19 protein-coding genes and 1 tRNA gene are annotated in these 21,397 nt (G+C 71.3%); 9 read left to right on the top strand and 11 right to left on the bottom strand.

What is annotated here, in order from left to right:
* The first annotated feature begins 34 nt into the window (after positions 1 to 34).
* Together galE and ACGFYU_RS21380 are read left to right on the top strand one after the other, a co-directional pair.
* The gene (galE, locus tag ACGFYU_RS21385; protein WP_393828875.1) at positions 35 to 1,003 is read left to right on the top strand and encodes a UDP-glucose 4-epimerase GalE; all 969 of its coding nucleotides are present in this window, start codon (positions 35 to 37) and stop codon (positions 1,001 to 1,003) included.
* A 459-nt stretch (positions 1,004 to 1,462) separates the two neighbouring features.
* Positions 1,463 to 2,230 (top strand): LuxR C-terminal-related transcriptional regulator, encoded by a 768-nt coding sequence (locus ACGFYU_RS21380; protein ID WP_393828874.1) that lies wholly within the window; start codon positions 1,463 to 1,465, stop codon positions 2,228 to 2,230.
* Here ACGFYU_RS21380 and ACGFYU_RS21375 read toward each other — a convergent pair.
* Positions 2,189 to 2,686 (bottom strand): MarR family winged helix-turn-helix transcriptional regulator, encoded by a 498-nt coding sequence (locus ACGFYU_RS21375; RefSeq protein WP_382648547.1) that lies wholly within the window; start codon positions 2,684 to 2,686, stop codon positions 2,189 to 2,191. The two genes, ACGFYU_RS21380 and ACGFYU_RS21375, sit on opposite strands and share 42 nt — an antisense overlap.
* Before the next feature lie 161 nt (positions 2,687 to 2,847).
* Between ACGFYU_RS21375 and ACGFYU_RS21370 the strand changes: the two genes are divergently transcribed.
* The gene (locus tag ACGFYU_RS21370) at positions 2,848 to 3,714 is read left to right on the top strand and encodes a trans-aconitate 2-methyltransferase (RefSeq protein WP_393828873.1); all 867 of its coding nucleotides are present in this window, start codon (positions 2,848 to 2,850) and stop codon (positions 3,712 to 3,714) included.
* A 2-nt stretch (positions 3,715 to 3,716) separates the two neighbouring features.
* Positions 3,717 to 3,959: a hypothetical protein gene (locus ACGFYU_RS21365; RefSeq protein WP_393828872.1), complete on the top strand. Its 243-nt coding sequence runs from the start codon at positions 3,717 to 3,719 to the stop codon at positions 3,957 to 3,959.
* An 88-nt stretch (positions 3,960 to 4,047) separates the two neighbouring features.
* On the opposite strand, the gene ACGFYU_RS21360 is transcribed toward ACGFYU_RS21365, so the two are convergent.
* Together ACGFYU_RS21360 and ACGFYU_RS21355 are read right to left on the bottom strand one after the other, a co-directional pair.
* On the bottom strand, positions 4,048 to 4,722 hold the full coding sequence (locus ACGFYU_RS21360; protein WP_393828871.1) for a TetR family transcriptional regulator: 675 nt from the start codon (positions 4,720 to 4,722) through the stop codon (positions 4,048 to 4,050).
* Positions 4,719 to 5,699 (bottom strand): acyl-CoA desaturase, encoded by a 981-nt coding sequence (locus ACGFYU_RS21355; RefSeq protein ID WP_393828870.1) that lies wholly within the window; start codon positions 5,697 to 5,699, stop codon positions 4,719 to 4,721. Before ACGFYU_RS21355 ends, ACGFYU_RS21360 begins: the two co-directional genes overlap by 4 nt.
* Before the next feature lie 460 nt (positions 5,700 to 6,159).
* Here ACGFYU_RS21355 and ppc point away from each other — a divergent pair, with 460 nt between their 5' ends.
* On the top strand, positions 6,160 to 8,925 hold the full coding sequence (gene ppc / locus ACGFYU_RS21350) for a phosphoenolpyruvate carboxylase (protein WP_393828869.1): 2,766 nt from the start codon (positions 6,160 to 6,162) through the stop codon (positions 8,923 to 8,925).
* A gap of 94 nt (positions 8,926 to 9,019) precedes the next feature.
* Complete coding sequence (locus tag ACGFYU_RS21345; RefSeq protein ID WP_393828868.1) at positions 9,020 to 9,613, top strand: Uma2 family endonuclease; 594 nt, start codon at positions 9,020 to 9,022, stop codon at positions 9,611 to 9,613.
* 2 nt (positions 9,614 to 9,615) lie between these two features.
* Here ACGFYU_RS21345 and pth read toward each other — a convergent pair whose 3' ends face one another.
* The 6 genes from pth to ACGFYU_RS21315 form a co-directional block, all read right to left on the bottom strand.
* Entirely contained in the window at positions 9,616 to 10,206 is a 591-nt protein-coding gene (gene pth, locus ACGFYU_RS21340) for an aminoacyl-tRNA hydrolase (protein ID WP_393828867.1), read from the bottom strand.
* Positions 10,207 to 10,323: 117 nt separating this feature from the next.
* Positions 10,324 to 10,914, bottom strand: a complete 591-nt coding sequence (locus tag ACGFYU_RS21335; RefSeq protein WP_393828866.1) for a 50S ribosomal protein L25/general stress protein Ctc — start codon at positions 10,912 to 10,914, stop codon at positions 10,324 to 10,326.
* 197 nt (positions 10,915 to 11,111) lie between these two features.
* Entirely contained in the window at positions 11,112 to 12,089 is a 978-nt protein-coding gene (locus ACGFYU_RS21330; protein WP_393828865.1) for a ribose-phosphate diphosphokinase, read from the bottom strand.
* A 134-nt stretch (positions 12,090 to 12,223) separates the two neighbouring features.
* Positions 12,224 to 13,672 carry a bifunctional UDP-N-acetylglucosamine diphosphorylase/glucosamine-1-phosphate N-acetyltransferase GlmU gene (gene glmU / locus ACGFYU_RS21325; protein WP_393828864.1) on the bottom strand — a complete coding sequence of 483 codons (1,449 nt, stop codon included), beginning with the start codon at positions 13,670 to 13,672 and terminating at the stop codon, positions 12,224 to 12,226.
* 110 nt (positions 13,673 to 13,782) lie between these two features.
* Positions 13,783 to 13,854, bottom strand: a tRNA-Gln gene (locus ACGFYU_RS21320).
* A complete protein-coding gene (locus tag ACGFYU_RS21315; RefSeq protein ID WP_393828863.1) occupies positions 13,840 to 14,778 on the bottom strand; it encodes a hypothetical protein in 939 nt (312 codons plus the stop codon). Before ACGFYU_RS21315 ends, ACGFYU_RS21320 begins: the two co-directional genes overlap by 15 nt.
* A 132-nt stretch (positions 14,779 to 14,910) precedes the next feature.
* Between ACGFYU_RS21315 and ACGFYU_RS21310 the strand changes: the two genes are divergently transcribed.
* Positions 14,911 to 16,176: a sensor histidine kinase gene (locus tag ACGFYU_RS21310; protein WP_393828862.1), complete on the top strand. Its 1,266-nt coding sequence runs from the start codon at positions 14,911 to 14,913 to the stop codon at positions 16,174 to 16,176.
* 189 nt (positions 16,177 to 16,365) lie between these two features.
* Here ACGFYU_RS21310 and ACGFYU_RS21305 read toward each other — a convergent pair whose 3' ends face one another.
* On the bottom strand, positions 16,366 to 16,905 hold the full coding sequence (locus ACGFYU_RS21305; RefSeq protein ID WP_393828861.1) for an SUKH-3 domain-containing protein: 540 nt from the start codon (positions 16,903 to 16,905) through the stop codon (positions 16,366 to 16,368).
* 2 nt (positions 16,906 to 16,907) lie between these two features.
* The gene (locus ACGFYU_RS21300) at positions 16,908 to 17,492 is read right to left on the bottom strand and encodes a YwqJ-related putative deaminase (RefSeq protein ID WP_393828860.1); all 585 of its coding nucleotides are present in this window, start codon (positions 17,490 to 17,492) and stop codon (positions 16,908 to 16,910) included.
* A 229-nt stretch (positions 17,493 to 17,721) separates the two neighbouring features.
* On the opposite strand from ACGFYU_RS21300, the gene ACGFYU_RS21295 reads away from it, so the two are divergent.
* Positions 17,722 to 18,705, top strand: coding sequence for an SMI1/KNR4 family protein (locus tag ACGFYU_RS21295; RefSeq protein ID WP_393828859.1), 984 nt, complete (start codon positions 17,722 to 17,724; stop codon positions 18,703 to 18,705).
* Positions 18,706 to 18,712: 7 nt separating this feature from the next.
* A complete protein-coding gene (locus tag ACGFYU_RS21290; protein WP_393828858.1) occupies positions 18,713 to 21,256 on the top strand; it encodes an SUKH-4 family immunity protein in 2,544 nt (847 codons plus the stop codon).
* Positions 21,257 to 21,397: the final 141 nt, after the last annotated feature.

Genomic DNA, 21,397 nt, shown 5'->3' with positions numbered 1-21,397 from the left:
CCCGCGCACGTTCCCCTGGAGAGGCAGTAGTCGAGTGAGCAAGTACCTTGTAACCGGTGGCGCCGGATACGTCGGCAGCGTGGTCGCGGCGCACCTGCTGGAGGCCGGCCACGAGGTGACCGTCCTCGACGACCTCAGCACCGGCTTCCGCGAGGGCATCCCGGCGGGAGCCTCCTTCATCGAGGGCCGGATCCAGGACGCCGCCCGGTACCTGGACTCCTCCTACGACGCGGTGCTGCACTTCGCGGCCTCCTCGCAGGTCGGCGAGTCCGTGGTGAACCCGGGCAAGTACTGGGAGAACAACGTCGGCGGCACCCTCGCCCTGCTGGCCGCCATGCGCGGGGCGGGCGTGGGCAAGCTGGTGTTCTCCTCCACCGCCGCCACCTACGGCGAGCCGGCGGAGGGGCTGCTGACCGAGGCCTCGGTGACCGCGCCGACCAACCCGTACGGGGCCTCGAAGCTGGCCGTGGACCACATGATCGCGGGGGAGTGCGTGGCGCACGGCCTGGCCGCGGTGTCCCTGCGCTACTTCAACGTGGCCGGCGCGTACGGGCAGTACGGCGAGCGGCACGCTCCCGAGACCCACCTGATCCCGCTGGTCCTCCAGGTCGCGCTGGGCGAACGGGAGTCGATCTCGGTGTTCGGCGAGGACTACCCGACCGCCGACGGCACCTGCGTACGCGACTACATCCACGTCGCCGACCTGGCGGAGGCCCACCTGGCCGCGCTGGAGGCCGCCACCGCCGGGGGGCACCTGATCTGCAACCTGGGCAACGGCAGCGGGTTCTCGGTCCGCGAGGTCGTCGAGACGGTCCGCAAGGTGACCGGCCACGAGATCCCCGAGGTCGTCGCCCCGCGCCGGGCCGGCGACCCGGCGACCCTGGTCGCCTCCGCGCGGACGGCCCACGAGCGCCTCGGATGGACCCCGAGCCGCTCGGACCTCACCGGGATCATCCAGGACGCGTGGAACTTCGCACGGACGCACACCTCCACCGCCTCCTGAACCACCCGTTTCCCGCCCGCCCCTCGCGCCTTCCGGTGCGGGGGGCGTGCGCTTTTGTGCCGTACGCGGGGTCCGGGCGCTGTGCGCGGGCGCCCGGCGTGCACACGCCGGGTGAAATGCACCCCGTGCAACTGCCCGTGGCACGCGCCCGTCCGGAAGCCGCCATCCGGACCTTCGGAACAGTCGAAATCAAGCCACCACAAAGGCCGTTCGCAACCTCCGCGCCGGAAAATAGGCGGGAAAACTTCTGCTATTCGGCCAACCGCGAGCCGCCCCCGGCCCTACGCTGATGCGTGACACCGGTGGGGGCCGGTGTTGATTCAGGGGTCGAGACAAGTCGGGTACGACGTCCGGTCCGGGGTAGTGCAGAGATGTCACGGCGGCGGCCGCGGCGGCTGCGGATCACCCGGTCCGGGCGCCGTACCCGCAGTCGTCCGTTCCCCGACCCTTGGGGGTTTTGTGGTTCGTATCCGGGTTCTCGTGGTCGACGATCACCGCATCTTCGCCGAATCTCTCGCAGCCGCGCTCGCGGCCGAGCCGGACGTGGACGTGTCCGCGGCCGGCAGTGGTCCCGCCGCGCTGCGCTGCCTCGAACGCGCGGTGGCCGAGGGCCGCCGCTTCGACGTCGTGCTGGTCGACGCCGATCTCGGCGGGCCGGCCGGGGCCGTGCCCGCCCAGCGGGAATCGGGGTCCGGGCCGCCGGCGCCCACCTCGGACGGGATCGCGCTGGTGGCCGGGGTGCGCCTCGCCCACCCCGGGGTCCGCGCGGTCGTCCTCGCCGAGCGCGACGATCCCCGCCGCGCGGCCCTCGCGCTCCAGGCGGGAGCCTCGGGCTGGGTGGCGAAGGACTGCTCGCTGTCGCGGCTGCTCGCCGTCATACGCGGCGTCCTGCGCGAGGAGACCCACCTTCCGCCCGCGCTGCTCACCGGAGTGCTCCGTGAACTGACCGCCGCGCGCAAGCACCGTACGGACAGTGAACGGCTCGTCGAGTCGCTCACCCCGCGCGAGCACGAAGTGCTGCGCTGCATGGTCGCGGGGCTGGGCCGCAAGGACGTGGCGGCGCGGCTGTTCCTGTCCCCGCACACCGTCCGCACCCACATGCAGAACGTGCTGGGCAAGCTCGGGGTGCACTCGACCCTGGCGGCGGTGGCGCTGGCCCGGCGGGCCGGCGTACGGCCCGCGGAGCTAGCCGGGGATGTTGTCGAACGGAGCGGTCAACTGGCGTAGCAGCCCGGCGAGATCGCCGCGCTCGCTGCGCGAGAGCTGGGCGAGGATCGCCCGCTCCTGGGCCAGCAGCCCGGCGAGGGCCTGGTCGGCGCGGTCCCTGCCCTCGGGGGTCAGCCGCACCAGGACCCCCCGGCGGTCGCTGGGGTCCGGCAGCCGTTCGACGAGGCCCTTCTTGGCGAGCCGGTCGATGCGGTTGGTCATGGTCCCGGAGGTGACCAGGGTCTGGGTCAACAGCTGGCCGGGGGAGAGCTGGTAGGGCGCGCCGGCGCGGCGCAGGGAGGTCAGCACGTCGAACTCCCAGGGCTCCAGGCCGTGCTCGGAGAAGGCGAGCCTGCGCGCGCGGTCGAGGTGGCGCGCGAGCCTGCTGACGCGGCTCAGCACCTCGAGCGGTTCCACGTCGAGGTCAGGGCGCTCCCGCCGCCATGCCGCTACCAGTCGGTCGACCTCGTCCTCCATGCCGATCAGTGTAAGGGGTCTGTCGATGTGAAGTCTCTTCATGTCAAGTCTCTTGATCACGAGTATCTTGACGTCGAGATATAAAGTGCGCGACCATGGGGCATGGAGGGGGCCGAGACAGGTTCCGCTTCCGACAGCCCCGCCAGCAGGGAGGCTCGAACATGCATTCCGATACCGCCCCGGCCAGGATCCCCACGGCCGGTGTCCTCTCCGACCCCTCCGCCCCCACCTGGGACCCCCAGCAGTACCTCCGGCACGCCGGACACCGCACACGCCCCTTCCTCGACCTCCTGACCCGCATACCCGAACTGCCCACCCGCCCCGGCCGCATCGCCGACCTCGGCTGCGGCCCCGGCAACGTCACCGCCCTCCTCGCCGGACGCTGGCCCGCGGCCCGCATCACCGGCTTCGACCTCTCCCCGGAGATGCTGCACCGCGCCGACGACGAGTACGCGGGCCCCACCAACGGAGGCGGCATCCTCGAATTCCGCCACGCGGACCTCGCCGGCTGGCTCCCCGAGGAGCCCTACGACCTGATCGTCTCCAACGCCGCCCTCCAGTGGGTCCCCAGCCACCCGGCCTCCTTCCCCGCCTGGATCAACGGCCTGCGCCCCGGCGGCACCTTCGCCTTCCAGATCCCCGGCAACTTCAGCGCCCCCAGCCACGCCCTGCTCGCCCTGCAATGCGACACCCCGCGCTGGCGGTCCCGCCTCGCCGGCCACGGCGCCCGCTACATCCACCACCTCGAACCCGGCGAATACCTCGCCCGGTTCACCGAACTCGGCTGCGCCGTCGACGTCTGGGAGACCACCTACCACCAGCTGCTGCACGGCCCCGACCCCGTGCTCGACTGGGTCAAGGGCACCGCACTGCGGCCCGTCCTCACCGCCCTGGGCGACGACCGGGACGCCGTGGACGCCTTCCTCGCCGAATACCGCGACCGGCTGCGCGCGGCCTACCCGCCCGGGCCCCGCGGCACCGTCTTCCCCTTCCGCCGGATCTTCGCCGTCGCCCGCAAGGAGGCCTGACCGTGCTGACCGCCGTCGACCACGTCCAACTCGCCGCCCGCGGGGGCTGCCGGTTCGCCGCCGGCCCGGTGCGGCCGCACCTCGGCGTGAGGTGGGGGTCCCCCCGGACGAAGTCCGGGGCAGAGCCCCGGCCCGTCCGCAAAGCCCACCCGGGACTGCGGGTCACCGGCATCGCGGCCCACGCCAGCAGACTGGAGGAACACGGGGCCAAGGCCCTCTGGTTCCAGGAGCCCACCCGGCCGTAACCCGCCCCACGGAGCGACACGACGGCGCCCCGTCACCGGATCAACGGTGACGGGGCGCCGTCGTACACCCGCGCACGCCGCGCGGCGTTCAGCTCTTGCGGCGGCCCACCAGCTGCGGCTTCGACTCCAGCCCGTCCAGCCCGTGCCAGGCCAGGTTCACCAGATGCGCGGCGACCTCCGCCTTCTTCGGCTTGCGCACGTCCAGCCACCACTGCCCGGTCAGCGCCACCATCCCCACCAGCGCCTGCGCGTACAGCGGCGCCAGCTTCGGGTCGAAGCCCCGCGCCTTGAACTCCAGGCCCAGGATGTCCTCGACCTGCGTGGCGATATCGCTGATCAGCGAGGCGAAGGTGCCCGTCGACTGCGCGACCGGAGAATCCCGTACCAGGATCCGGAAACCGTCCGTGTACGACTCGATGTAGTCCAGCAGCGCGAACGCCGCCTGCTCCAGCAGCTCCCGCGGATGCCCGGCCGTCAGCGCGCCCGTGACCCCGTCCAGCAGCTGGCGCATCTCCCGGTCCACGACGACCGCGTACAGACCCTCCTTGCCGCCGAAGTGCTCGTACACCACCGGCTTGGACACCCCGGCCTTCGCCGCGATCTCCTCCACCGACGTGCCCTCGAAGCCCTTCTCCGCGAACAGGGTCCGGCCGATGTCCAGCAGTTGCTGGCGCCGCTCCGCGCCCGTCATCCTCACCCGGCGGCCGCGCCTGGGCTTGTCGCTGCTGGAAGTACCGCCGTCGATCGCCACGCCCCCCATCATGCCGCGTTCGACTCGTTTTCCCTGCGGCGGGCGTCGATGCGCGAGGCCGACGGCCAGCGCACGTCCGTGGCCCACCCCAGCTGCTCGAACCAGCGGATCAGCCGCGCACTGGAATCGACCTGGCCGCGCAGCACCCCGTGCCGGGCCGAGGTCGGATCGGCGTGGTGCAGGTTGTGCCAGGACTCCCCGCAGGACAGCACCGCCAGCCACCACACGTTGCCCGAGCGGTCCCTGGACTTGAACGGCCGCTTGCCCACCGCGTGGCAGATCGAGTTGATCGACCACGTCACGTGGTGCAGCAGCGCGACCCGCACCAGCGAGCCCCAGAAGAACGCCGTGAACGCGCCCCACCAGGACATCGTCACCAGACCGCCCACCAGCGGCGGGATCGCCAGCGACACCATCGTCCAGTAGATGAAGTCGCGCGAGATGCGGCGGATCGCCGGGTCCTTGATCAGGTCGGGCGCGTACTTCTGCTGATCGGTCTGCTCCTCGTCGAAGAGCCAGCCGATGTGCGCCCACCACAGGCCCTTCATCAGCGCCGGCACCGTCTCGCCGAAACGCCACGGCGAATGCGGGTCACCCTCGTGGTCCGAGTACTTGTGGTGCTTGCGGTGGTCCGCCACCCAGCGCACCAGCGGCCCCTCCACCGCCATCGACCCCATCACGGCGAGAACGATCCGCAGCGGCCGCTTCGCCTTGAACGAACCGTGCGTGAAGTAGCGGTGGAAGCCGATGGTGATCCCGTGGCACGCCAGGAAGTACATGAACACCATCAGGCCGAGATCCAGCCAGCTCACCCCCCAGCCCCAGGCCAGCGGAATCGCCGCCAGCAGCGCCAGGAAGGGAACGGTGATGAACAGCAGAAGGGCGATCTGCTCGATCGACCGCTTGTTCTCGCCGCCCAGCGTCGCGGACGGCGTGGGCGTATCGGAGGGTGCGGAAGAGCCCTCGATCAGATCGGGACTGGTGGTCATGAGGGTCCCCTGGGGGGTGAGAAGGGGGTGAGAAATTTGCAGGTGCCGCCCTGATCACGGACCCTACGGACCCGTAACCTACGGCATCGTAAGTATGGCAAAGGCGGAGCCCGCGGCAACAGGAGCGCGGCCGGGGCGGGCGCGGAGGCGTGCCCTGTGCCGCGCACGCCCCGGACTCATCCTGGAAGAACCCCGGACGAGCCGCCCCGCGGGCCCGGACGAGCCGCCCGCTGACCCCCGGACGCACCGCCCGGTGAACCCCCGATGGGCTCCCGATGAGCCGCCTGATGAGACATTTGCCCAGGCACACGCCCCGGACACCTATCCTGGGTCCCGTCGGACAGCGCGGTCCGCACGGGCAGCCCGAGCTGCGCATCAGGGGCATCAGGAGCCCCACGGTGCGCGCCGCCGGGACGCCCCCAGCCCAGTAGGCGCTCGAACACTGCAAGGAGCCGCACCTGTGAGCAGTGCTGACCAGGCCGCCCAGGCCCAGGCCACCCCCGTCACCCCGGCCGCCACCGCCAACGCGGAGCTGCGCGCGGACATCCGCCGACTCGGCGACCTCCTCGGGGAGACCCTCGTACGCCAGGAAGGCCAGGACCTCCTCGACCTCGTCGAACGCGTCCGCGCCCTCACCCGCACCGACGGCGAAGCCGCCGCCGCGCTGCTCGGCGACACCGACCTGGAGACCGCCGCCAAGCTGGTGCGCGCCTTCTCCACCTACTTCCACCTCGCCAACGTCACCGAGCAGGTGCACCGCGGCAAGGAACTGCGCGCCCACCGCGCCGCCGAGGGCGGGCTCCTCGCCCGCACCGCCGACATGCTCAAGGACGCCGACCCCGAGCACCTGCGCGAGACGGTCAAGAACCTCAACGTCCGCCCCGTCTTCACCGCCCACCCCACCGAGGCGGCCCGCCGCAGCGTCCTCAACAAGCTGCGCCGCATCGCCGCCCTGCTGGAGGAGCCCGTCACCGGCGCCGGCGACCGCCGCCGCCACGACCTGCGGCTCGCCGAGAACATCGACCTCGTCTGGCAGACCGACGAGCTCCGCGTGGTCCGCCCCGAGCCCGCCGACGAGGCCCGCAACGCCATCTACTACCTCGACGAGCTGCACGCCGGCGCCGTCGGTGACGTCCTCGAGGACCTCGCCGCCGAACTCCAGCGCGTCGGAGTCGAACTGCCCGCCGGCACCCGCCCCCTCACCTTCGGCACCTGGATCGGCGGCGACCGCGACGGCAACCCCAACGTCACCCCCGAAGTCACCCGCGACGTCCTGATCCTCCAGCACGAGCACGGCATCACCGACGCCCTCGAACTGATCGACTTCCTGCGCGGCCTGCTCTCGAACTCCATCCGCTACACCGGAGCCACCGAGGAACTCCTCGCCTCCCTCCAGGCCGACCTCGAACGCCTCCCCGAGATCAGCCCCCGCTACAAGCGGCTGAACGCCGAGGAGCCGTACCGCCTCAAGGCCACCTGCATCCGCCAGAAGCTCCTCAACACCCGCGAGCGCCTCGCCAAGGGCACCCCCCACGAGGAAGGCCGCGACTACCTCGGCACCGCCGAACTCCTCACCGACCTCACCCTCGTCCAGACCTCCCTGCGCGAACACCGCGGCGCCCTCTTCGCCGACGGCCGCATGGACCGCACCATCCGCACCCTCGCCGCCTTCGGCCTCCAGCTCGCCACCATGGACGTACGCGAGCACGCCGACGCCCACCACCACGCTCTGGGCCAGCTCTTCGACCGGCTCGGCGAGGAATCCTGGCGCTACGCCGACATGCCGCGCGACTACCGCGGCAAGCTCCTCGCCAAGGAGCTCCGCTCGCGCCGCCCCCTCGCCCCCACCCCGGCCCCCCTCGACGCCGCCGGCCAGAAGACCCTCGGCGTCTTCCTCGCCATCAAGGACGCCTTCGAGAAGTTCGGCCCGGAGGTCATCGAGTCCTACATCATCTCGATGTGCCAGGGCGCCGACGACGTCTTCGCCGCCGCCGTCCTCGCCCGCGAGGCCGGCCTCATCGACCTCCACGCCGGATGGGCCAAGATCGGCATCGTCCCGCTCCTGGAAACCACCGACGAGCTCCGCGCCGCCGACGTCATCCTCGACGAGATGCTGGCCGACCCCTCCTACCGACGCCTCGTCTCCCTGCGCGGCGACGTCCAGGAGGTCATGCTCGGCTACTCCGACTCCTCCAAGTTCGGCGGCATCACCACCAGCCAGTGGGAGATCCACCGCGCCCAGCGCCGCCTGCGCGACGTAGCCCACCGCTACGGCGTCCGCCTGCGCCTCTTCCACGGCCGCGGCGGCACCGTCGGCCGCGGCGGCGGCCCCTCCCACGACGCGATCCTCGCCCAGCCCTGGGGCACCCTCGAAGGCGAGATCAAGGTCACCGAGCAGGGCGAGGTCATCTCCGACAAGTACCTCGTCCCCTCCCTGGCCCGCGAGAACCTCGAACTGACCGTCGCGGCCACCCTGCAGGCCTCCGCCCTGCACACCGCCCCCCGCCAGTCCCCGGACGCCCTCACCCGCTGGGACACGGCCATGGAGACCGTCTCCGACGCCGCGCACTCCGCCTACCGCGCGCTCGTCGAGGACCCCGACCTGCCCGCCTACTTCTTCGCCGCCACCCCCGTCGACCAGCTCGCCGACCTCCACCTGGGCTCCCGCCCCTCCCGCCGCCCCGACTCCGGCGCCGGCCTCGACGGCCTGCGCGCCATCCCGTGGGTCTTCGGCTGGACCCAGTCCCGCCAGATCGTCCCCGGCTGGTACGGCGTCGGCTCCGGCCTCAAGGCCCTGCGCGAAGCCGGCCAGGAGGACGTCCTCGCCGAGATGGGCGAACGCTGGCACTTCTTCCGCAACTTCCTGTCCAACGTCGAGATGACCCTGGCCAAGACCGACCTGCGGATCGCCCGCCACTACGTCGACACCCTCGTCCCCGACCACCTCAAGCACGTCTTCACCCGCATCGAGGCCGAGCACGAGCTCACCGTCGCCGAAGTCCTGCGCATCACCGGAGGCGAGAAGCTCCTCGACTCCCAGCCGGTGCTCCAGCAGACCTTCGCCGTCCGCGACGCCTACCTGGACCCCATCTCCTACCTCCAGGTCTCCCTCCTCGCCCGCCAGCGCGCCGCCGCCGCCCGCGGCGAAGAGCCGGACCCGCTGCTCTCCCGCGCCCTGCTGCTCACCGTCAACGGCGTCGCCGCGGGCCTGCGCAACACCGGCTGACACGGAGCCCCGGTATCCGTGTCCGTCACCCTTTGTGATGACGGACACGGATATCCGGCGCTACGGTGGGTTCCCAGGACCAAGACTGTCGTCCATGGGAGCAACCATGACCGCTGAGTCCCTCCACGACTGGACGCGTCCCCCGCTGGACGGGTACACCGTGGACGACCTGCTGACCTTGCCGGACCTCCCGCGACACACAGAGCTGATCGACGGGAGCCTGGTCTTCGTGAGTCCGCAGCGCTACATCCACTCCGCGCTGATCGACCACCTGGTGAACTGCCTGCGGCAGAGCGCGCCGGCCCACCTCAAGGTCGCACGCGAGATGACCGTGGTGCTCGACAAGAGGAACGGCCCCGAGCCCGACATCTCCGTGCTGCGAAGTGAAGCACTCACCAACCCCAGGCAGACGCACTTCTACGCCGCCGACATCCTGCTCGCCGTCGAGGTGGTCTCACCCGAGTCCGAGGCCCGGGACACCGACGCCAAGCTCCGCAAGTACGCCGCCGCGGGCATCCCCAGCTACTGGCTGGTCAAGGACGAGGGCGACGAGGAGGTCGAGCCCGTGGTGTACCTGTATGAACTCGACCCGCACACCCGCGTGTACGTATGCCAGGGGATCCACAAGAAGCCGTTCACGGCCGACCGGCCGTTCCCGGTCGACGTCGACTTCGCGGACATGCCTTAGCCCTACGAGTTGTAGGCCGACTGCGCCCGCTCCAGGCCCTCCTGGATCAGGCACTCCACCGCATCCGCCGCCCGGTCCACGAACCAGTCCAGCTCCTTGCGCTCCGTCGACGAGAAGTCCTTCAGCACGAAGTCCGCGACCTGCATCCGACCCGGGGGCCGCCCGATCCCACACCGCACCCGGTGGTAGTCCGCACCCATCGACTTCGTCATCGACTTCAGACCGTTGTGCCCGTTGTCCCCGCCGCCCAGCTTCAGCCGCAGCGTCGGGTAATCGATGTCCAGCTCGTCGTGGACCGCCACGATCCGCTCCAGTGGCACCTTGTAGAAGTCCCGCAGAGCCGTCACCGGGCCGCCCGACAGGTTCATGAACGACATCGGCTTCGCGATCACCACACGCCGGTTCGCCGGACCCGGCGGACCGATACGGCCCTCGACCACTTGCGCCCGCGCCTTGTGCGCCTTGAACTTCCCGCCGATCCGCTCCGCCAGCAGGTCGGCCACCATGAAACCGATGTTGTGGCGGTTGCCCGCGTACTCCGCTCCCGGATTCCCGAGACCGACGATCAGCCAGGGCGCCGCGTCGTCCGACATCAAATGCTCCTTAAGGCCTGGAAGCCTGGAAAGCCTGGAAAGAAAGACGACCGCCGTCCCGCTCCAGTGGAGCCGGACGGCGGTCGGTCAGCAACTGCTGAGGGGGTGGGGCGAGGCTCAGGCCTCTTCGCCCTCGGCCTCGGCGGCCTCGGCGGCCGGCTCCTCGGCCTGCGGGGCGACGACCTGCAGGACGGCGGTCTCACCGTCGACGGCCAGCGTGGCACCGGCCGGCAGGACCAGGTCGGAGGCGTGCACCGTGGCACCGGCCTCCAGGCCCTCGATCGACACGGTGATCTCGGTCGGCAGGTGGGTGGCCTCGGCCTCGACGGAGACGGTCGCCAGCAGGGTCTCCAGCAGGTTGCCACCGGCGGCCAGCTCGCCCTCGGTCACGACCGGAACCTCGACCGTGACCTTCTCGCCCTTCTTGACGATCAGGAAGTCGACGTGGGAGATCGTGCGCTTCAGCGGGTGACGCTGGATGGCCTTCGGCAGAACGAGCTCGGTGCCGTCGCCCGCGATGTCCAGGGACAGCAGGACGTTCGGGGTCTTCAGCGCCATCATCAGACCGTGGGCCTCGACGTTGACGTGCTTCGGGGCGGTGCCGTGACCGTAGATGACACCGGGGGTCAGGGCGTCGCGACGGGCCTGGCGGGCAGAGCCCTTGCCGAAGGTGTCGCGCAGGGTGGCGGAAAGCTTGACCTCGGACATGCTCACTCCTCGTGGGGTGACGGAAAAATGGACACAGTCACCCGGCCGAAACGGCCTGCTACGAAGAGCGCGTCGATAACGGAGCCCCGCACACAAAAGTGCGGCCTCCCTCGCCGAGCAACTTCATGAGTCTACCCGGCGGGGAGGCCGCCCTTCAAAAGGATCTTCTGTGGCCCTTGTTACTGCTGTTACTGCTGTTACTGCTGCTCTTCGAACAGGCTGGTGACCGACCCGTCCTCGAAGACCTCGCGCACCGCGCGCGCGATCATCGGGGCGATCGACAGCACCGTGATCTTGTCGAGCTCCAGGTCCGACGGGTCCGGCAGGGTGTTCGTGAACACGAACTCGCTGACCTTGGAGTTCTTCAGCCGGTCCGCCGCCGGGCCCGACAGGATGCCGTGCGTGGCCGTCACGATGACGTCCTCCGCGCCGTGCGCGAACAGCGCGTCCGCAGCGGCGCAGATCGTGCCACCCGTGTCGATCATGTCGTCCACCAGGACACACACGCGGCCCTTGACCTCACCCACGACCTCGTGGACGGTCACCTGGTTCGCGACGTCCTTGTCACGGCGCTTGTGCACGATGGCGAGGGGCGCGTCCAGGCGGTCGCACCAGCGGTCGGCCACACGCACACGGCCGGCGTCCGGGGACACGATCGTCAGCTTCGAACGGTCCACCTTGGCGCCCACGTAGTCCGCGAGGACGTTCAGCGCCGACAGGTGGTCCACCGGACCGTCGAAGAAGCCCTGGATCTGGTCCGTGTGCAGATCGACCGTGAGGATGCGGTCCGCACCCGAGGTCTTCAGCAGATCGGCGACCAGACGCGCCGAGATCGGCTCGCGGCCCTTGTGCTTCTTGTCCTGACGGGCATACCCGTAGGACGGGACGATCACGGTGATGGAGCGGGCCGACGCGCGCTTCAGCGCGTCGATCATGATCAGCTGCTCCATGATCCACTTGTTGATCGGAGCCGTGTGGCTCTGGATCAGGAAGCAGTCCGCGCCACGCGCCGACTCCTGGAAGCGGACGTAGATCTCACCGTTCGCGAAGTCGAAAGCCTTGGTCGGCACGAGGCCGACGCCCAGCTGGTGCGCGACCTCCTCGGCCAGCTCGGGGTGGGCGCGGCCGGAGAAGAGCATCAGCTTCTTCTCGCCGGTCGTCTTGATCCCGGTCACAGCACTGTCTCCTCAGACGTGTTGAAAGCTGCTCGCCCCCATGTGCGTCCGTCCCGCACACGGTGAGCCAGCCGAATTGCGTGCACCTATCACGGTACGCCGTCCCAGACGTACCCGTTTCCGGTCAGTTCACCTCAACGGCCGTCGGAGTCCACCTGGACCGCCGACTGAGCCGCCGTCGCGGACGCGCTTCCCGGACGCTTGCGAGCCACCCAACCCTCGATATTCCGCTGCTGGCCACGGGCCACGGCCAGCGCACCGGGCGGTACGTCCTTCGTGATCACGGACCCGGCGGCCGTGTAGGCACCGTCCCCGATGGTGACGGGTGCCACAAACATGTTGTCCGACCCCGTCTTACAGTGCGAGCCGACCGTGGTGTGGTGCTTGTGCTCGCCGTCGTAGTTCACGAAGACGCTGGCGGCGCCGATGTTGCTGTACTCGCCGATCGTCGCGTCACCCACATAGGACAGGTGCGGCACCTTCGTGCCCTCGCCGATCGTCGCGTTCTTCATCTCCACGTACGTGCCGGCCTTCGCCTTCACGCCGAGGTTCGTACCCGGACGCAGGTACGCGAACGGCCCCACGCTCGCCTGCGCGCCCACGACCGCACCGTCCGCCACCGTGTTGTCCACACGGGCGCCCGCGCCCACCGTGGTGTCCTTCAGCCGCGTGTTCGGGCCGACCTCGGCGCCCTCCGCGACGTGGGTGGCGCCCAGGAGCTGCGTCCCCGGGTGGATCAGCGCGTCCTGCCCGAAGGTGACCGTCACGTCCACGAACGTACTGGCCGGGTCCACGACCGTCACGCCCGCGAGCATGGCCCGCTCCAGCAGGCGCGCGTTCAGCAGGGCGCGGGCCTCGGCGAGCTGCACCCGGTTGTTGATGCCGAGGATCTGGCGGTGGTCGGCGCCGACCGAGGCGCCGACGCGGTGCCCGGCCTCGCGCAGGATCCCCAGCACGTCGGTGAGGTACTCCTCGCCCTGGCTGTTGTCCGTACGGACCTTGCCGAGCGCGTCGGCGAGCAGGGCGCCGTCGAAGGCGAAGACCCCGGAGTTGATCTCCCGGATCGCGCGCTGGGCGTCGGTGGCGTCCTTGTGCTCGACGATGGCCGTCACGGCGCCCGTCTCCGCGTCCCGGACGATGCGGCCGTAGCCGGTGGAGTCCGGCACCTCGGCGGTGAGCACGGTGACGGCGTTGCCGTCGGCCTCGTGGGTCCGCGCGAGCTGCTGGAGCGTCTCCCCGGTCAGCAGCGGGGTGTCGCCGCAGACGACGATCACGGTGCCGTCGGGGGTGCCGCCGAGCTCCTGGAGGGCCATGCGGACGGCGTGCCCGGTGCCGTTCTGCTCGTACTGCACGGCCGTGCGGACGCCGGCGTCGATGCCGGCGAGGTGCGCGGTGACCTGCTCCCGGGCGTGCCCGACGACCACGACGAGGTGGGCGGGGTCCAGCTCACGGGAGGCGGCGACGACGTGACCGACGAGCGAGCGCCCGCAGATCTCGTGCAGAACCTTGGGTGTGGCCGACTTCATGCGGGTGCCTTCACCCGCTGCGAGTACGACGACGGCTGCCGGGCGGTTGGCGCTCACGGGTGTGTCCTTCGGCTTCGGGTGGTGGACCCGTGAAGGATACCGGGGCGTTAAGGGCCGGGAACGAGTGCGGGTCCCGACCGTGGTGGTCGGGACCCTGCGCTCGCGTGCTCCCCTGCCAGGACTCGAACCCGGACATAGGACTCCAAAGGTCCCAGTGCTGCCGATTACACCACAGGGGATAGCAAAGCCGACCAAATCGGACATTCGCCTCTGTTGATCGAGTCGACGGCACCTACTATGCCGCACCAGGCGCCTTCGATGCGACGGTACAAATCGGAGCCCTTCAGGACTCGCACCGCAAGGCAACCTCGATACGTGTCGCCAGTGTTCTTCCGGTTCGTGCGAGGGTTGTGCCGTTTGAGCGTGGTCTTGCAGAAGTGGGACGCATCGAGCCTCACTACGTCGATCCAGTACTGCTCGGCCTCCGCGACATTGGCGGTTTCGTGGATCTGGAGGGTGAACCGGAGGCGGTCGTCCGTGACGCCCATGAGGCGTAGCCATGCGAGGAAAACCCGGATCATGCCTGCGTCGCTGTTCACGAAGGTGATCTGGGGATGTGGCTGATGAGGTTTGGTCTTTCCGCCCTCAGCCCAGTAGAGGCCCATACCGAGGAGGAAAAGTTCCCGCTCGGTGAGTTCGCCGATTCCTTCCTGCGCCGCCCGGCGCGTGGCCTCGTATCCGGCCTTGCGTCGGGCGTAGGCCTCCGCGCGGCCCTGGTTTGCGCGAACCATGTCCGTGCCGGGCGGTCGATGCATCCTCTCTGGCTTGGGGAGGTCGCGGACCCAGAGGGAGATCGAGCTCTTCGAGCAGCCGAGCTCGACCTGGATCTGGTCGTACGTCATGCCCTGGAGGCGGAGTTCGCGGGCGCGGTCGCGGAGGTCGTCCTTCGCGTTGGGGCGCTTGGTCCACTCGGGGGCCGGTTCGCCCTCCAGGAGGCGGTTCAGGATGTCGTTGTTGTGGACGGCGAGGCGGTCGCGGATCTGGCGGCGGCTGAGGCCCTCGCGGCGGAGGGTCACTGCCTGCTCGCGCAAGGCTTCGAAGGTTGCGGCGCCCGTGCGGAGGCCGCCGGTGCCGTCGCCGGGGCGGCGTCGGGGTTCGGGCATGTTGCCAATTGTCGTCCGGAATGTGGGATTCAGGTCTCGGGGAGCGGACGTTTCCGTCGTACGTGCGATTACTGCCGGTTCTCGGGATTTTCGTTCGACCGTGTGCTGGGGCCCCTGCGTACGCTGGACCGCATGACCAGTACGGGGGAAGTGGAAGGCCGCGCTGGGCCGCCCTTGGGGTGGGTGCGGCGGCGGGACGTCGTGGTGGATGTCGCGCTCGGTGGGGCGTCCGCCGTCGAGTGCGGATGGGAAGGCGTGGGCTTCGCCGCCGAGGCGGGGATTCCGGCCGTCCTCGGGGTGCTGTTCGGGATCGCGGTGGGGGCCGTGCTCGTGCTGCGGCGGCGGTGGCCGATCGCCGTGGTGCTGGTGGGGATCGGCATCACGCCCGCCGTGATGGGCTTCCTGCTCGGGGTGGTGGGGCTGTACACGCTGGCCTCCTCCGAGGTGCCCCGGCGGATCACCGCCACGCTGACCTCGATGGCGCTGGCCGCGACCTTCGCGGTCATGTACATGCAGACCAGCGGGGACGTGGAGGCGGGCCGTACGTTCGTGCTGATGCTGTCCGTCTTCGTGGCGGTGGCGCTGACCGTGCCGCCGGTGCTGTTCGGGCTGTACATCGGGGCCCGGCGGCGGCTGATGGAGAGCCTGCAGGAGCGGGCGGATTCGCTGGAGCGGGAGTTGTCGCTGCTCGCGGACCGGGCGGAGGAGCGGGCCGAGTGGGCCCGTACGGAGGAGCGGACGCGGATCGCGCGGGAGATGCATGACGTCGTGGCGCACCGGGTGTCGCTGATGGTGGTGCACGCGGCTGCGTTGGAGGCGGTGGCGGCGAAGGATCCGGCGCGGGCGGCGAAGAACGCGGCGCTGGTGGGGGACATGGGGCGGCAGGCGTTGACGGAGTTGCGGGAGATGTTGGGGGTGCTGCGGGCCACTGCTGCGGAGAAGCCGGCTTCGGCTCCGGCCTCGGCCGCGGTTGCGGCGCCGGTGGCGTTGGTGGGGGGTTTTGAGGACGGGCCTTCGCTGGACGAGCTGGAGGCGTTGGTCGGGCAGTCCGAGGCGGCCGGGATGGCCGTGGAGATGGTGGTGCTGGGGAAGGGGGCCGGGTATGCGGCGGAGGTGGAGCAGACGGCGTACCGGGTGGTGCAGGAGGCGCTGACCAATTGCCACAAGCACGCTCCGGGGGCGCGGGTGACGGTGCGGCTCGCGCATCGGGAGGGGGAGGTGGCGATGCAGGTGGAGAACGGGCCGTGTGACGGGTCTTCCGCCGAGCCGGGGCTGCCCAGTGGGGGGAACGGGTTGGTGGGGATGCGGGAGCGGGTGCTGGGGCTGGGCGGGGTGTTCGTGTCGGGGCCGACGGATGAGGGTGGGTTCAAGGTGTCGGCCGTGTTGCCGGTGCGGTAGCTCGGGTGCGGGGGTCCGGTGTGGCGCCGTTGCCGGGGCTCCGCCCCGGACCCGGCGCCTCAAGCGCCGGCGGGGCTGGATATGCCCGGCTGGGTGGGCATGTGCGGCTCAAGGATCGGGGCTCCGCCCCGGGCCCCGCGCCTCAAGCGCCGGCGGGGCTGGATGTGCGCCGGCGGGGCCGGGTGCGCCTCAGCCCGTTGTGAGGCGGGTGGGTTGGAGGCCCGTCAGGAGGAGGGTGAGGGCTTCGTCGAGGCCCCCGCCGAGGTACCAGTCGCCGGTGTGGTCGATGCCGTAGACGCGGCCTTCGCGGTCGAGGGCGAGGTGGGAGCTTCCCCCAGCTACCGCTGGGAGGTGCCCCCGGTCGGCCTCGATGCCGAGGGGGCAGAGCTGGGTGGACAGGGCGCGGCCCAGGTCGGCGAAGGTGCGGGCGAGGTAGAGCCCGGTGAGCGGGTCGAGGCGGATGGTCGTGGGCGCTATCTGGCGGCCGGGGCCGGGGGCGGAGACCGTGAGGCCGCCGAATTCGGCCCAGGCCTCGACGGCGGCGGGGAAGACGGTGTGCCGGTGACCGGCGGGGGTGGTGTGGTCCCGGAGGGCGTCGGCCCAGTATTCGGCTTGTTTGATGTCCCAGCGGCCGGGTTCCCAGCCGGCGGTGCGCAGGGCGGAGTCCACGGCGGTGGGGAAGCGGGTGGCCGAGGAGCGGTCGTAGGAGGCTGAGGCTGAGGTGGTCATGGCTACTCGGCTGGGGTGAGGTCGACGGGGCGTACGCCGAAGTGGGCGAGGAGTGCGTCGCAGGAGCGGCAGGGGGGTGCGTAGCTGCCGTGGAGGGGGTCGCCGTCCTCGCGGATGCGGCGGGCGGTGATCTTCGCGTGCTTGAGGGAGCGGCGGGCTTCGTTCGCGGAGAGGGGTTTGCGGGAGGCGCGTCTGGAGCGGGCGCTTTCGACGGCGGCCAGGTGGCGGGAGAGCAGGATCGCTTCGGGGCAGCGGCCGGTGAAACGTTCGCGCTGGCCGCTGGTGAGCGTGTCGAGGAAGTCCTGTACCAGGGGGTGGAGTACGGGCGGCTGGTCTGCCTTGCCGGCGGTGCCGGTGAGGGTTTCGCCGCGTACGGAGAGGGCGGCGGCGATGGTGGGCAGGATGCCGTCGCGGCGGAAGCGCAGGACGGGTACGGCGGGTCGGCCGTCGGTGCTGCTCCAGCGCAGGCGGGGGTCGCCGCCGGGGCCGCTGTCGGGTCCGCCGGGTTCGGTGGCCGGGCCGGCGGTCGGGCCGGCGGTCGGGCCGGTGGTGTCGGCCGCTTCTGTGCGTGTTGCCGTGTTCTGCATGGTCGCGCTTTCCCTCCCGTGGCCGCGGTGGTCGCCGCTGTGCGCACGCCCCCGTGCTGCGGGGACAGCCTGCCAAATGTCATGTGTCATGCGGAAGCGGGGTCGCATATTCGTATCAATTCGGATGTTCCCGGCCATGGGTCGGGTGCACCGGCAGCGCGCGGGTGAGCCCCTTGCCCCAGCGCATAGGCTGTGGTGAACCAGCCAGATCCAGCAGGGGGCTACCGCCATGACGACAGGTCGGCTCGGGCAGCATGCCGCGCCACCCAACGCCGCTTACTCGGGGCAGGTCGTGCATTTCCCGGACCCGGTCCGGGCCGCTCGGCATCCCCACGGTGTGCGGATGGACGGCAATGGGCATCCGGACTTCTCCGCGTACGCGCGTGCGGCGGTGGAGATCGCGGATCCGCCGGAGGGCTTCGGCGTCGACGAGCTGCGGCTGACGGACTACGTGTCCGCGAACGCGGCGATGCAGGCGGCCGGGCACGAGCTGTGGGACACGGTCGGCCCGGTGGCGACCCCGCACGGCTGGACCTGGCACCACGTGGCGGGCTCGCGGCGCATGGAGCTGGTCCCGGTCGAGGTGAAGGCGCTGCTGCGGCACCACGCGGGGCTGGCGACGGCGCCGGTGGACCACGAGAAGCGCGGGACGCGGCCGCTGCAGGAGGTGCGCCCGGCGCATCTGGGGCTGCCGAAGACGGTGGTGTCGGTCTCCGAGGAGCTGGTGCAGGGCGTCGAGGAGGACCTCGGCTACCGGCTGCCGGAGGCGTACCGCGCGTTCCTGAAGGCCGCGGGCGGCTGTGCGCCGGTGGGCGCGGGGCTGGACGTGGACCTCGGTCTGCTGGTGGACCAGCCGTTCTTCACGGTGCGTGAGGAGGCGGCGGTCAATGACCTGGTGTACGTCAACAAGTGTCTGCGGGACCACCTGACGAAGGACTACCTGTGCGTGGCCTTCGTCCAGGGCGGGTTGCTCGCGCTGAAGGTGAAGGGCGAGGGCATCGGTTCGGTGTGGTTCTCTCCGTACGACGACGCGCGCGACCGCGACGGTTGGACCGTGCAGGAGCGCGTGGAGCGGCTGTTGTTGCCGTGCGGCGGTGATTTCGATGCCTTTCTGGAGCGGTTGGCGGGTAATCCGCCGGAGCTGGAGACGGTGGCCGGTCTGATGGTGGACGGCGGATTCGCACGTTCGGTTCCGGTCCTGGTGGAGGGTTGATCGCGCCGTGGTGACGTTTGCGCAGGCGCAGGAGCGCGCCGAGGAATGGATCAACGGGGACGTGCCCGCGTACCAGCACCGGGAGGTGCGCGTACGGGAGTTCGGGCTCGGGTTCGTGGTGTGGGCGGAGGACCGGGCGGCCGGGCCCGTCTCGGGTGGCGGCCGGCAGCGGCTGGTCATAGCGCGGGACAGTGGCGAGGTGACGCTGTGGCCGGGGCTGCCGGTGGGTGAGGTGATCCGCCGGTATGAGGAGGAGTACGGGGCCGCGGCTGCGGCCGCCGCTTCGGAGGCTTCGGTTCCGCCGCCGCGGATCGACTCGGAGCAGACGTCGTTCATCCTGAGCCCGCCGGAGTGGCTGCAGGAGGCCGCGGACCGGGCGGGGATTCCGGGGGGCGCGGGCGGTCCTGCGGCTCCGGCGGCTCCGGCTGCTCCTGTGGGGCCTGCCGCTCCGGCCGTTCCTGCCGCTCCGGTCGCTCCGGTTGTTCCTTCGGCCCCGGAGCCGGTGGCCGCCTCCGCGCCGGAGCCCGAGCCGGTCGACGCCGGGCCGGGGCCGGTGGACGCGGTGCCGTTGCGGCGCGAGGTGCCGTACGAGCCGACGGCGAACGACGGGGTGCCGGTCGGGTCCACGCCGTGGGCCGGGACCGACGTGAACTCCGGTACGGACGACGCGTCCGTACCGCTGCCCGCGACGGTGTTCGCGCCGCCGCTGTCCGGGTCGGACCTGGAGGACGCGCCGTCGTCCGGTGTGGCGCCCGAGGCGAAGACCACGCTGATGGAGGGTGGCAGCCAGCTGCCGAAGACCGCTGTCACGCCGGCGCTGGAGCCGGACGCGGGCGACATCGCCGATGCGCCGACGAGCAAGGCCCAGATCTCCCGGCCGACGGGCGCGGGCCGGCCGCCGGCGGCTGCGCCTGCGCCTCCGGGTCCGCCTGGGGTGCCTGGTGCGCCTGGTGCCCCTGGCGTGCTCGGAGGCCTGGGTGCGCCGGGTGTTCCGGGTACGCCCGGCGCCCCTGGTGCGCCCGGTGTTCCGAGTGCTCCCGGTGCGCCTGGCGGGCCCGGTGCCCCCGGTGCCCCCGGTGCTCCCGGCGTCCCTGGTGCTCCGGGCGGTGGGCTTGCCCATGCCGCGACGATGCTGGCCGGTCCGGCCGTCGTGGGCGGGCCGCCCACGCCTCCCGGTCCGCCCGGTGCTCCCGGTGCCGGTCAGCCGCCGGCGCCTCCGGGTCCGCCCGGGGCCCCCGGTGCCGGTCAGCCGCCGGCGCCTCCCGGTCCGCCCGGTGCCCCCGGTGCCGGTCAGCCGCCGGCGCCTCCCGGTCCGCCCGGTGCCCCCGGCGGCGGGGCCCATCACGCCGCCACGATGCTCGCCGGTCCCGGCGTACCGCAGCCGCCCGGTCCGCCCGGTCCGCCCGGTCCGCCGGGGGCTCCCGGTGCTCCGGGTGCGCACGGTTCCCTCGGTGGCGGGCTCGACCATGCCGCCACGATGCTGGCCGGTCCGGCCGTGGTGGGTCAGCCGCCGGCGCCTCCCGGCCCGCCGCCGGGCGGACCGGTCGCGCCGCAGCAGCCGGCCCCGACCGGGGCGCCCACCGTCGGCCCCGGCTACCAGGCCGTGCTGCGCTACCGGGCCCCCGACGGCTCCGAGCAGCAGCTCATCCGCCGCTCGGCGCCCGGTACCCCGCACCCCGAGTGGCAGATCCTGCACGAGCTGCGCGCCATGAACGTGCCGCCGCAGCAGGTGCTGGAGCTGCACACCGAGCTGGAGTCCTGTGAGCTGCCCGGCGGTTATTGCGCGCGGATGATCCGGGAGACCTGGCCGCAGGTGCGGATCACCAGCGTGGCCCCGTACGGCAAGGACCACGCGGGCCGTCAGCAGGGCATGCGCCATCTGCTCACCCATCAGGGGGAACTGCACCAGGTGGCGGACGGCCCGGCGCGCCCCGCGCCCGTACGCGCGCCGCTGCCGCAGGTACCGCTGCAGCCGGCGATCCCGCTGGACGCGATCGCGCAGGAGCTGACGGCTGCCTTCGGTCCGCAGGGCGTGTTCCGCTTCGACCAGCGGGCCGTGTCCCGTCAGGGTGTGCCGGAGATCGTGGCGCAGACGCTGGTGTGGTCGGGTCTGCCGGTCGATTTCGGGCCGTTCTTCTGGGCGCAGGCCGTGCCGGGTCAGCCGGTGCCGACGCTGGCCGAACTGGCCGCGCAGCGGCAGGTGCAGCCGGCGTCGGACGCGGGCTCGTACCTGGTCGTCGGCAGCGACTTCGGCAAGGCGCTGTGCGTGCAGTACGGGACCGCGCACATCGTGGCGGTGCCGGTGGAGGGTGGTCCGGGTGGTGCCCCGGTGCCGCCGCAGTTCGTGAACTCCAGCCTGCCGCAGTTCGTACGGTCGCTCGCGATGCTGGGTCACATGTGGCGGCTGCGCCAGCATCTGACGCCGGAGCAGGCGGGCCGCTGGACCGTCGATTTCCAGGCGAATCTGGCGGGGCTCGACAGTGCGGCGCTGGCCTCGCCGGAGAGCTGGTGGTCGGTGCTGCTGGAGCAGATGTGGGACGGACTGCTCTGATCGGATGATCGGTTCGGTGGCCGGGCCGAGACCCTCGAACGGGGTCTCGGCCCCGCGCGTCCGCCGTGGTGGTGGAAAAAGCGCCGCCGAGACATGAAAGCCCCCGCCAGGGGCGGTTACCGGAAGGGTTGCCCCCCATAG

It is taken from the genome of Streptomyces sp. NPDC048337 (assembly GCF_043201175.1).
In the GTDB taxonomy this organism is placed as follows: domain Bacteria; phylum Actinomycetota; class Actinomycetes; order Streptomycetales; family Streptomycetaceae; genus Streptomyces.
This window is presented reverse-complemented; position numbering and strand designations above follow the sequence as displayed.